The sequence below is a fragment of the Lachnoclostridium sp. An131 genome (genome assembly GCF_002160825.1).
Classification (GTDB): domain Bacteria; phylum Bacillota; class Clostridia; order Lachnospirales; family Lachnospiraceae; genus Laedolimicola.
Genome location: NZ_NFLI01000012.1, coordinates 15,449 through 27,329 on the forward strand (window position 1 = coordinate 15,449; position 11,881 = coordinate 27,329).

The window sequence follows — 11,881 nt, forward strand, 5'->3', positions numbered from 1 at the left end:
ATCATTCTTCTTTTTGTCAGCTTTTAACAATTTTGTTCCCGGGTTTTTGTACAATTTGCCTTATACAATCGCAAGCACCCCGGAAACAATCAGAAGCACATACGTCAGTTTCAGGAACGTCTCCTGATCAATCCGCTTCACCAGTTTTGTCCCGGCCCAAATTCCGGCAAACAGCGGAATCATTCCCACCAGACACAATAAGATCACCTGGGAATTGAAATAGCCGGACTGAATCTGATTTCCTGTAATATAGCAGCCGATAGTCACCCAGAGCATGGCCATAGTAGCCCGGAACTCCTCTTTCTTTTTCAGCGCGGAAGAAGCATAAATAACGAGCAGAGCTCCGCCGGACACAAACATTCCGTGAATCACGCCAGCCGCCAGAATCACGCACAGCATGCCCGCCGTCCGAAGCGGAAATCCCTTTTTCTTTACAGATACAGACGCCGCAGACGCAGGAAGCCCGTCCGCCTGTCCTGTCTCCGCCGTCTGCGGATTTGTCTGCTGATTTTCTTCAGTCTGTGAAGCTTCCGCCCCCCGCACCCGGGACAATCCGCTTTTCTTCATCAGCCTCTGTCCGAACAGCTTCCACAAGGCAATGCAGAGAATCATGACGCCATACAGTGTCAGAAGCTGCTGAATCGGGAACGCCTCAAAAATTTTCATTCCCGCAAACATTCCCGCCACCATGAGAACCGCCATCTTCCCAAACTCTTTCCAGTTAATATGCCGGAAACCGGTCAGAACAATCAACAGGCAGGAAAGCTGATCAAGAACCGCCAGAACCGACTTGGCCTCGTCCACTCCAAGAAGCTGCATACTGGGCGGCATGGCCAGAAGCGTTCCCGCAAAGCCTGTGATAGCCTGAATCAGATTTGCCCCAAACAAAATCAGGAAAAACAGAATTTCTCTCCATGTCACTGTCATATCTTCTCCCTCCCGTTTGCCTTTTGAAACACAGCAAAAAAAGGCACAACCAAAATATATGCCTGCGCATATTTTCCGGTCATGCCTGATTTAACAGTAACACTCTGCAGTTAATAATAAACGGTTTCCCTGCATTTGTCAAGAAAGCTTTGACTATTTCTTTACTCCAACTTTTGTTCAGCCGCTGCAGGACCTACAGCAGTCCAAACAGCAAATTCTCCTGATACAGCCATGTGAGGATCCGGCTGTCTGAAACCATGGAAAGCATACTTCCTCCCCATTCGGTGGTCGAAAAGACGGTAATTACAAAAAAGAAAATCCAGACCACGAGCACGCCTTCCGCAAATCCAAAGACCAGCCCCGCCAGCTTATTGATGCCGTGCAGCACCGGAAGCCTGGCCGCAAGTCCCAGTGAAAATGCGATTCCACGCACCAGCACTCCTACGAGAAGAAGTGTGACAAGCAGTGCCAGCGCCTGCAGAATCTGATCTGCCAGATAACCGCTTACCGCATCCTCAAGGCCAAGTGCCTGCAGCGTATCCAAAAGCTCCGCATCGCTGGCGCTGATGCTGTTCTGCAGCGTAGAATAAATGCCGGTATAGCTCTTCAGAAATTCCGCTACAAAGGGGGACGCTATGGAGGTCAGAATCAGCGTAAGCGCCAGGCTTACAATTCCCACCAGCTTTTTGATAAATCCTTTTCTGTGTCCATCCCAGGCAGCCAGCAGCAAAAATACCGCCACTGCAGGTAATAACCAGTTCATGTGCTTTTCTCCTCTATTTCAGCTTGATAGTATCTGTCCGATCCGAAAATACTGCCACATACCTTCGGAAGCCTGACCCTTTGTACAAATCCGCAATCTCTGTGTCAAAGGTGCCCGCGTATTTCAGCACGCCCTTCTCGCTGTAAATCTCACATTCTGTTTCGTTGTAAAGGATCAGCATATTCCTGGAAAGCTTTGCCTGCGTATATTTCAAATCTGTTCTTTGCGACAGGAGCAACCGGCCGTTTGTGTCATAGATATTGACCTGATAGCGCCCGGACTCTTCCTCCTCCCCGCTTTCCACGGAAGCTTCCGCTCCACCTGCTCCGTCTGCCTCTCCCGTGGCTTCCGAACTGTCCGCCGCATCCCCTTCTGCTGTATCCGTTCCATCCGCAGACGTATCATCCGCGGCTGTATCATCCGCAGCTGTCCCGTCCGCACTGTCTGCTTCCTCCGCAGCCGTGTCCTGCGCTCCGTCCGACTCTTCCGCGCCGTCCTCCTGCTCCGAAGCCTCCTGCACTTCCTCGGGGTTCTGTGTTTCCTCCGTAATAATGCCTACCCTGTCTGTCCCAAAAAATACGCTCAGGATCTCTGCGTTCATCTCCAGATTTACCGTTTCCTCCGGAATCTCTGCTCCCTCATAATAGATCAGGCCCTGATCGGAAACCGCCGCACACACGGAGCTGCCCAGATACTTCACTCTCGGAATAATCGTATCCTCGTAAACCTTGGAAGACACAATCTTATCTACAAAATTCGTTCCCACTGAACCGAAATTATAAAAGACAATACAGCTTCCCGCCGCTCCGTTCTGCACCTGAAGATAGGACACCGCAAGCTTCGTTCCATCTGAAGAAATGCTGATGGAAAGAGGCTGTCCTGTTTCATCCAGACTGCACCTGGACTCTGCCAGAACATTTCCCTCCGCGTCATACAGGTAAATCCAGGATACATCGCTGTCATTCACCAGCAGCGCTGTCACCCCCTGGGATGAAACGCTGATCTGCTGAATCGGCAGGCGCGTGGTAATCTGAGTCAGCAGCCCTCCGGAATCAAAGACATAGGCTTCATTTCCCTGCTGATCCGCAATCGCGGCTGCGCTTCCGCATATATCCAGTACAGGGTACTGCATATTGTAGGTCTGGCTCCAGATCGCCTCATTGTTCGAATCGATACAGGAGATGCCGTCACGGCTGTATCTGAGCAAATGGCCATTATATTCTGCATACTGCGTATTTACTGCGCTGCTGTGCTCTACAGAGGAAACCACCTCATAATCTGTATAGGTCTTATTCTGATACCAGAACCACAGTCCCAGAACAATCACCAGCACGACAGCCGCGCATATCAGGAATCTGATTCCCAGACCAGCGCGGTGCCGAAACAGTTTTTTCTTGTATTCATCCATGCCGCTGTCTCCATGCGGCGGAGCCTTATAGAGCTGCGTGATACTTGCCATTCGCCTTTTATCCTTTGATTTTTTCCTATATGATAGCATAAATCAATCACGGAAGCAAAAGTTTTTGTCCCACCAGAATGTGGTCGCTGTCGTCAATCCCATTCAGGCTGCAGATAGCGTCTATCTGATCGTCTCTTCCATAGATCTTACGGCTGATTCCAAGAAGCGTGTCTCCCGCCTGCACTACATAGGTCTCCGGAACCACGCTTTCAGCAGAGGCCTCCTGTGCTGCTTCCTCCTGTACCGCTTCCTCCGAAGCCTGATCCGCCGCGTCTTCTTCTGTTCCTTCTGCCGCTGCTTCATCTTCTGTTTCTTCCGGCACGGCCTGTGCGCCTGCAGCTTCTCCTGACTGTTCCTCCCCAGACTGCGCTCCGCCGGTTCCGGCCTCCTCCGGCGCGGCAGCCTCTGCTGCGGCGCCGGAAGCCTCTCCGTTCTGCTGTGCAGCCGTCTCAGCCGAATCAACTGCCTCTGCTGCCGCCGGGGCATCCTGGCTTTCCAGCGTCCGGGAAATATCGCTGAGCGCCATCTCCAGCCCTTCCATCTTTTCATAATTATTAATCAGGGTAATCCCGATCACCAGAACCACCATAACCAGGAATGTACTGGCCGTATACAGAAAGGTCATCACCCGCTTCTGACCGGAAAGCTCCTTTTTTTCCTGCACAATCGCCCGAAAGCTCTTAATCGCCCGGTCTTCAAACTGCTCCTTCTCGTCAATGCTCTCGCCGTCGCCTGTGTCTATCATGAAACGCTGCATGGCTTCGTTTTGCTCATAGAAGATATAATACCCTCTCTGCCGCGTCAGCTTTCCCTGCTCATAGGCGAAAAAATCCTCATCCCCGTCCGTCGGCTCCTCTACCATCAGAACCTTGTCCACTCCGCCGAAGTAATTGACGTGGATCTTCAGAAGTCCCGGATCCAGCTCCATGGGATAGCCGGGCACAGAAAGAAACCAGCCCAGTATATCCTGCGCCGGAAAATACTCTTTGATCGTGCTGTAAACCTCAGCCCAGACCTCATCGGTAAAGGGAATGCCCCCATCACTGTATTCCAGCTCCTTCAGGGCAATGGCACTTTTTATAAACAGATAGGGAATTCCTCCCATGCGCTCCGAATTTCCCAGAAGGATCGCCATCCGGCTGCTCAGCGCCTCCTCCTTTGCAAACCGTTTCAGATATGTAATCACATAATCCTCTATATAGATCTTCCGGTTTTCCTCGGGTTCTCCGATCTGCTGCACATTCTTCGGCAGATCCAGCCGAAGCTCAGGCCCCTCTTCCTTTGCCTTCTCTTTATAAACGAATTCAATCATACTTTTACCTCATCTGCCCTCTGTATTTACCTGCAGGCATATGGACATGCCCCGGCTGATTACCTGAATCATAGCACAGAGGTACCGCGTGATTTATCGTTTCCTGTCGAAGGAGACGGAAATGTTTTCGACATATTTTCTCTTCCGGCCAGCAGCCTTTTCTGCCTGAAGCCTCATCTGCGGCGACGCCCGAAATCACGAAAGCAGGAATGTGCGCCTCCAGGCGCACCACGCACAAAACCCCCTGCGGCTCTCCCGAACCACAGGGGGGTTTGTATTTTACGCTTATTTCAGCCAATCCTTAATCTGCTCGTACAGACCGTTTCCATCCAGCTTGTACTTCTCAAGAAGCTTCACAGCCGGGCCGGACTCGCAGTAAGTATCGTACACACCAATCTTCTTTACCGGAGTCGGCAGCTTTTCGCTTAAGACATCGCATACTGCGCTTCCAAGACCGCCGATCACGGAGTGCTCCTCCGCTGTCACCACCTTGCCGGTCTTCTTTGCAGAATTCAGGATAATCTCCTCATCCAGCGGCTTGATGGTATGGATATTGATAACTTCCGCGGATACGCCTTCTGCCGCGAGCTTTTCTGCTGCTTCCAGGGCGCTGTTTACGCAGAGGCCGGTAGCTACGATCGTCAAATCCGTTCCCTCTCTTAAAAGGATTCCTTTTCCCAGCTCGAATTTATAGGTAGCCTCGTCGTTGATCACCGGTACAGCCAGTCTTCCGAACCGGAGATAAACCGGCCCTACATACTCAGCGGCAGCCTTTACAGCCGCTCTCGCCTCTACGTCATCCGCCGGGCTGATCACAACCATGCCGGGGATCGTCCGCATCAGAGCGATATCCTCGTTGCACTGGTGGGTTGCTCCGTCCTCTCCTACGGAGATACCTGCATGGGTAGCGCCGATCTTCACATTCAGATGCGGATAGCCTACCGCGTTGCGCACCTGCTCATACGCGCGGCCTGCAGCGAACATCGCAAAGGTGCTGCAGAACGGAATCCTTCCTGTCGTAGCGATTCCGGCCGCGATGCTTACCATATTGGACTCTGCGATACCGCAGTCAAAGAAGCGATCCGGGAACGCCTTCTTAAATACGCTGGTCTTGGTAGCTCCTGCCAGGTCAGCGTCCAGTACGATGACGTTGGGATTCTCCGCTCCCAGCTCCTTCAAAGCATTGCCATAGCTTTCTCTTGTTGCAATCTTCTTTACTTCTGACATAACGCTTCACCTACCTTCTCTAAATCTGCCATCGCCACAGCGTACTGCTCGTCGTTCGGAGCAGAGCCGTGCCATGCCACGTTATTCTCCATAAAGGAGACGCCCTTGCCTTTGACTGTCTTCATAATAATCGCAGTGGGCTGGCCCTTTACTGTCTTTGCCTCGGCAAAGGCTGCTCTGAGCTCGTCGAAATCATGTCCGTTCACGTTGATTACATGGAAGCCAAACGCGGTAAACTTCTCATCGATCGGATACGGGGAGTTTACTTCCACGACCGTTCCGTCGATCTGAAGGTTGTTGTTGTCTACAATCACGCACAGGTTGTCCAGCTTCTTAGCGCTGGCAAACATGGAAGCCTCCCATACCTGGCCTTCCTGAAGCTCGCCGTCACCCAGCAGCGTGTACACACGGAAGCTGTCGCCAAACACCTTTGCAGACAGCGCCATGCCTACCGCCGCAGAAATGCCCTGGCCCAGAGAACCGCTGGACATGTCAAGTCCCGGCGTATGCTGCATACAGGGATGGCCCTGCAGATGCGATCCGATCTGGCGCAGAGTCGTCAGATCCTCCTTCGGGAAAAATCCACGCTCAGCCAAAGCCGCATACAGACCCGGAGCCGTATGACCCTTTGAGAGTACGAAGCGATCACGGTCCGGCTTGTTCGGATCCTTCGGATCGATATTCAACTCTTCAAAATACAGATATGTAAACACATCCGCTGCCGACAGGGAACCGCCCGGATGACCGGACTTTGCGCTGTGAACCTCGGTAACGATGTCCTTGCGGACTTCGTTAGCGATCCTTTGAAGCTCTAAATTCGTCATGTTTGTCCCACCTTTTCATAGATTTTAAAAGTTTCTTGTTATAGTATAACCCAGAGAAATCGGGCCGGTCAAGCTCTATTTCTCAAAGCTCTACCCGACCTTCCAGCGCCCGCAGGAGTGTCACTTCATCAATGTATTCCAGGTCCCCGCCCACCGGGACGCCGCTTGCGATCCGGCTGACCTTGATGCCGGTCGGCTTGATGAGCTTGCTGATATACATAGCCGTCGTCTCTCCTTCCAGGCTGGAATTCGTGGCTATGATCACTTCCTCCACATCGCCCTGAAGGCGCGTCATAAGCTCCTTCAGCCGGATATCGTTCGGCCCTATGCCAAGCATCGGGGAAATGGCCCCGTGAAGCACATGATATACCCCGTCATATTTCCCGGTTTTTTCATACGCTGCCAGATCCCGGGTGTTTTCCACCACCATAATCATCCGGTGATTCCGCTTCGGATTGCCGCAGATGGGGCAGAGCTCCTGATCGGTCATCGTAAAGCACTCTCTGCAGTAGCGGACATTTTTCTTTGCGTCAATGATAGAATCCGACAGAGCCTGTACCTTTTCCACCGGCATATTGACAATGTGAAAGGCCAGGCGCTGGGCCGTCTTACTGCCGATCCCCGGCAGCGCAGACAGCTGTTCGATCAATTTACTGAGCTGGCTTCCATAGTAATCCATCAGAACGGAAAGCCTCCGCCCAAGCCGCCGGTCAGCTTCGACATCATGGCTGCCGAATCCTCTTCCTGCTGCCGCAGGGCCTGATTTACCGCGGCCATAATCATATCCTCCAGCATCTCCACGTCATCGGGATCCACCGCTTCGGGATCAATCTTAATCCTTGTGAGCTCCTTTTTGCCCGATACTGTCACCTCGACCGCTCCGCCGCCTGCGGCTGCCGTATATTCCTTTTCCTCAAGGGCTTTCTGGTTTTCCTCCATCTGGCGCTGCATCTTCTGCGCCTGCTTCATCAGATTGTTCATGTTTCCGGGCATTCCCATGCCTCCGGGATATCCACCTCTTTTTGCCATAATAAGGTCCTCCTATTCGTCTTCGTATTCGATCTCTGTATGGATCAGCTGCTCTATATCGATCGCGCCCACATCCTTATGCGGGTCGCTCTCCCGGCAGGCCACAAGAATCTCCATTTCCTTTCCCGTGTCCTGCAGAATCACATTCCGTATCTCACGAAGATGTGCTTCTTCCTTCAAAAACGCTTCGCCTGTGGGCGTGGCTGCTATAATTCCAAGCTTTCCGCCGCCCAGGGCTTTCAGCCCCGCGTCCTTCAGATACGTGCGGAGGAGCGGATGCAGGCGTGCCGTGACGCCCGGCCAGTTTTTCACAACCTCCTGCACGTCTTCCGGAAGCGCTTCCGGAGCAGGCGGCGGGGCCTCCGACGCCTGCTGTGCCCCCATCCTTCCCCGGGCTCCCGCGCCAGGGCCGCCTCCCGCCGCGCTCCCGGCCTGGATCCCCGGATTCTGGTAAAGGTACGCGCCTCCTGCCGCAAGCTCTGCCATACTTTCCTCAAACTGCTGCTCAAGGATCCGGATCCTGTCCAGAATCACATCGGCATTCGTCTCCATGGACGGGCGGCACAGCTTGATAAAGGCCACCTCCACGAGGACCCGCTTCTGCGAGGCGTAGCGGATCTGCCCGCCGAGCTCGGAAAAAATCCGGATATAGCGCATCAGCGTATCTGTCTCCAGCATCCTGGATTCCTCCTGAAGCCTCTTCAGGTTTTCGGTAGAGACATCCAGCACGTCCTCCATGTGATCAGAGGTCTTCAGAAGAAGAAGGTTTCTCAGGTACCAGGTAAAATCCGTCACGAACTGCGAAAGCTCCCTGCCCTGTACTACCAGCTCTTCTATCTGCTCCATGACGCCGGGCAGGTCCTGGTCTAAAGTGAGCCGCAGCAGCCGGCTGTACACCTCTGTGTCCACAGCCCCCAGCACATCCAGCACATGATCGTAGGTCAGCTCCTGGTCGAGATAAAAAGCAATGCACTGGTCAAGAAGACTCAGCGCGTCACGCATAGAGCCGTCCGCCGCTTTCGCAATATAACGGAGAGCCTTCTCCTCCGTCTGCACGCCTTCCCTCTCTGTCAGCTCCCGCAGCCGGTCTGAGATGGTATCCGCCGTGATCCGGCGGAAATCATACCGCTGGCACCGGGACAGGATCGTCACCGGAATCTTGTGGACCTCCGTCGTCGCCAAAATAAAAATGACATAAGAGGGCGGTTCCTCCAGAGTCTTCAAAAGCGCGTTAAAGGCCCCGATGGAAAGCATATGCACCTCGTCTATGATATAGACCTTATACTTCCCTTCCGTGGGGGAATAGGCCACCTCCTCGCGTATCTCACGGATATTGTCCACGCCGTTGTTGGAGGCCGCGTCAATCTCTATCACATTCATGGAAGTGCCTGCCGCGATAGAGCGGCAGGCCGCACATACTCCACAGGGGTTCCCGTCCACCGGGTGCTCACAGTTTACCGCCTTCGCAAAAATCTTGGCGACTGTGGTCTTTCCAGTACCTCTGGTGCCGCAGAACAGATAGGCATGGCCGATTCTGTCCGCTTTTATCTGGTTTTTCAGTGTAGTTACGATATGATCCTGTCCCCGTACCTCGCTGAATTCAGAAGGCCGGAACTTTCGGTAAAGGGCCATATACGACATCGGTCAAATCCCCTTATCTGGAAACGGCTGCGCAAAATGCTTCGCAGCCGTCTCTTCTTTCTATCCGTCTCTTTCACATCCCGGAGCCCCTGCCCCGGGTCCTGTAACCGTCCTTAATCGCCGAAGCTGATTCCAATCATCTTCGCCTCGGAAATAATCGAGGAATTCGGATCGATGAACTTCAGCTTGCCCGCAGATTCCTCCAGCGGAATTCTGACGCACTCATTGTTCACGATACCAATCATATATCCGTAAGCGTCGTCTACAATCGCCTGCGCTGCCGCCGCGCCCAGCCTCGTAGAAAGCACGCGGTCGTATGGGCAGGGACTTCCGCCTCTCTGGGTATGGCCGGGCACTGTCACGCGGACCTCTGTGCCAAGACGCTCGGTAAGCTGAGCCGCAATCTCATAAGAAACGGTCGGATACTGATAGGTTTCCATGAACTTCTTCAGCTCCTTCTTGCCCATCTCGGCGCGCTCCTTCGGGATAGCGCCCTCGGCTACAGCCAGAATCGTAAAGCCCTTTTTCTGCTTATTGCGGGCCTCGATCGCTTTGCAGATGCTGTCGATGCTGTAGGGAATCTCCGGAATCAGGATAATATCCGCTCCGCCTGCGATTCCTGCATGAAGTGTCAGCTGGCCCACCTTGTGGCCCATAACCTCCACGATGAATACTCGTCCATGGGAAGCCGCCGTAGTGTGGATACAGTCGATGGCCTGCGTCGCGATATCCACCGCGCTCTGGAACCCGAAGGTCATGTCTGTTCCCCAGATATCATTGTCAATCGTTTTCGGCATATGAAGAATGTTCAGGCCCTCCTCCCGCAGAAGGTTCGCCGTCTTCTGGGTTCCGTTGCCTCCCAGAATCACAAGGCAGTCCAGGCGCAGCTTGTGATACGTCTGCTTCATGGCTTCCACCTTGTCCAGTCCGTTCTCATCCGGCACTCTCATCATTTTAAACGGCTGACGGGAGCTTCCGAGAATCGTTCCGCCCTTGGTCAGAATTCCCGAAAAATCTCTGGGCGTCAGCATCCGGTAATTTCCGTAAATCAGGCCCTTATAGCCTTCCTCAAATCCATAGAGCTCCACCTCGTCCAGTGCGTTGCACACTCCTTTTACGATGCCGCGCATCGTAGCGTTCAGGGCCTGGCAGTCTCCGCCGCTGGTCAGCATTCCGATTCGTTTCATACAACATGCCTCCATCTCTTTTAAATTTCGCCCATGCAGCTTCTCTTCACGCACGTAATCTTCCCCCGCCTGCATGGTTTCCCCGTGTCCGGCTTCTCCTCCGTTTCCGGGAATTATAATAATTGAATTTTATCATAAAAAGCCAGAGCGGGCAAGCCCGCAGAATCTTCGGCAGGAAATCTCTTGAAAATTTTCTCCGGATATTGTATGATAGATAACAGTCTGGAGGAGTACCCAAGCGGCTGAAGGGTCTGGCTTCGAACACCAGTAGGTCGGTAACACGGCGCGAGGGTTCAAATCCCTCCTCCTCCGCTCAGAAAGAGGACATCATTGCTCTGCCCAAAAGGATGGAATGATGTCCTCTTTTTATTTACGGAATCTCTATATTCCCCAAGCCGGCAGGGGCATGCCTTTGCTATACTCAAAATCAGAAACCATACAAGGAGGGCACACAGAATGGTAAAACTGTATTCTACAAAGGACAGCCGTAAAAAGGAGCAGGTACAGCTGCTTTTAAGCAAAAACAATATCCCTTATAAGCTCAAAACCAAAAGCAGCTCTCCTCTTCATGTGATGGATTCGGCTGTTCTGGGCAGCATGGGACAGCCCCTTGAACTGGTCCACACCTTTCTTGTGGAAGAGAAGGATGCCGACCAGGCCAGAAAGCTGCTTCAGGCCGGGCTTTAATCCTGTGCGCCTGCTTCCAGCGCCGCCAGCAGCTCCGCTGCCGTCCGGTTGTACACCGGATGGCGCACATAGGGCGCGATCTGGCACAGCGGCTTCAGCACAAAATCCCTCTTATACATCTCAATGTGAGGGATATGCAGTTCCTCCTCATCCAGAATCAGATCATCGTACAGGAGAATGTCCAGATCGAGAGTCCGCGGCCCCCAACGGACGACGCGCTCCCTTTTTGCCTCCTGCTCAATCTCATGAAGCCGTTCCAGAAGCTCGTGGGGCGTAAGCAGAGTCCGGATCTTCATGGCTCCGTTCAGGAAGTCATCCTGTTCTACGCCGCCGTAGGGCTCCGTCACAAGGAAATCGGAAACCGCAAGCACCTGACAGCCCTTTGTGGCGCGCAAAGCCTCCACTCCAAGGCGCAGATTTGCCTCCTTATCTCCCAGATTGGCTCCAAGTGCGATATAGGCCGTGTGCCAGCCCCGTTCAATCTCCACGGAGACAGTCTCCAGCGGAAGGCCCACAGGCGCCCAGGGCTTTTTGATTTCCAGGCAGACCTTTTCCAGACGCTCCGTTCTCAGAAGCAGCTCCTCTGCCATGCGCTCCGCCACAGCCTCAAGGAGCTTAAAGGTATTCTGCTTCATAAACTCCGTGATAAACTGGCCGACCTCTCCGTAATGGATGGATTTCGTCAAATCGTCCGTTTTCCCGGCCTCCCGTGTGGAGGTATAAAGTACAGCCGAGATCACAAACTTCTGTCCCAGCACATTTTCTTCCGGAAACACCCCGTGCTTCGCAAATACTTCGAGATTTTTGATATGTATTTTATCCATC

The 11,881-nt window shown here is 53.2% G+C and carries 12 protein-coding genes and 1 tRNA gene; 2 read left to right on the forward strand and 11 right to left on the reverse strand.

Annotated elements, in window-relative coordinates:
• Window positions 1-60: 60 nt before the first annotated feature.
• The 10 genes from B5E77_RS10745 to B5E77_RS10795 form a co-directional block, all read right to left on the reverse strand.
• The gene (locus tag B5E77_RS10745; protein ID WP_087165380.1) at window positions 61-927 is read right to left on the reverse strand and encodes a sulfite exporter TauE/SafE family protein; all 867 of its coding nucleotides are present in this window, start codon (window positions 925-927) and stop codon (window positions 61-63) included.
• 193 nt (window positions 928-1,120) lie between these two features.
• On the reverse strand, window positions 1,121-1,690 hold the full coding sequence (locus B5E77_RS10750; protein ID WP_087165381.1) for a CvpA family protein: 570 nt from the start codon (window positions 1,688-1,690) through the stop codon (window positions 1,121-1,123).
• A gap of 13 nt (window positions 1,691-1,703) precedes the next feature.
• Window positions 1,704-3,149, reverse strand: coding sequence for a DUF5711 family protein (locus tag B5E77_RS10755; protein WP_087165382.1), 1,446 nt, complete (start codon window positions 3,147-3,149; stop codon window positions 1,704-1,706).
• Window positions 3,150-3,195: 46 nt separating this feature from the next.
• A complete protein-coding gene (locus B5E77_RS10760; RefSeq protein ID WP_087165383.1) occupies window positions 3,196-4,461 on the reverse strand; it encodes a LysM peptidoglycan-binding domain-containing protein in 1,266 nt (421 codons plus the stop codon).
• Between the two features lie 285 nt (window positions 4,462-4,746).
• Entirely contained in the window at window positions 4,747-5,688 is a 942-nt protein-coding gene (locus B5E77_RS10770; protein WP_087165385.1) for a transketolase family protein, read from the reverse strand.
• Window positions 5,676-6,512 carry a transketolase gene (locus B5E77_RS10775; protein WP_087165386.1) on the reverse strand — a complete coding sequence of 279 codons (837 nt, stop codon included), beginning with the start codon at window positions 6,510-6,512 and terminating at the stop codon, window positions 5,676-5,678. Before B5E77_RS10775 ends, B5E77_RS10770 begins: the two co-directional genes overlap by 13 nt.
• A gap of 82 nt (window positions 6,513-6,594) precedes the next feature.
• Window positions 6,595-7,191 (reverse strand): recombination mediator RecR, encoded by a 597-nt coding sequence (recR, locus tag B5E77_RS10780; protein WP_087165387.1) that lies wholly within the window; start codon window positions 7,189-7,191, stop codon window positions 6,595-6,597.
• Window positions 7,191-7,541: a YbaB/EbfC family nucleoid-associated protein gene (locus B5E77_RS10785; protein WP_087165388.1), complete on the reverse strand. Its 351-nt coding sequence runs from the start codon at window positions 7,539-7,541 to the stop codon at window positions 7,191-7,193. Before B5E77_RS10785 ends, recR begins: the two co-directional genes overlap by 1 nt.
• A 12-nt stretch (window positions 7,542-7,553) precedes the next feature.
• Window positions 7,554-9,182, reverse strand: coding sequence for a DNA polymerase III subunit gamma/tau (dnaX, locus tag B5E77_RS10790; protein WP_087165389.1), 1,629 nt, complete (start codon window positions 9,180-9,182; stop codon window positions 7,554-7,556).
• Between the two features lie 113 nt (window positions 9,183-9,295).
• Window positions 9,296-10,369 (reverse strand): 6-phosphofructokinase, encoded by a 1,074-nt coding sequence (locus tag B5E77_RS10795; protein ID WP_087165482.1) that lies wholly within the window; start codon window positions 10,367-10,369, stop codon window positions 9,296-9,298.
• 224 nt (window positions 10,370-10,593) lie between these two features.
• Here B5E77_RS10795 and B5E77_RS10800 point away from each other — a divergent pair.
• Window positions 10,594-10,681 (forward strand) — tRNA-Ser (locus B5E77_RS10800).
• 144 nt (window positions 10,682-10,825) lie between these two features.
• Window positions 10,826-11,056 carry a putative signal transducing protein gene (locus tag B5E77_RS10805; RefSeq protein ID WP_087165390.1) on the forward strand — a complete coding sequence of 77 codons (231 nt, stop codon included), beginning with the start codon at window positions 10,826-10,828 and terminating at the stop codon, window positions 11,054-11,056.
• Here B5E77_RS10805 and folK read toward each other — a convergent pair.
• Entirely contained in the window at window positions 11,053-11,880 is an 828-nt protein-coding gene (folK, locus tag B5E77_RS10810; protein WP_087165391.1) for a 2-amino-4-hydroxy-6-hydroxymethyldihydropteridine diphosphokinase, read from the reverse strand. The genes B5E77_RS10805 and folK overlap by 4 nt on opposite strands.
• Window position 11,881: the final 1 nt, after the last annotated feature.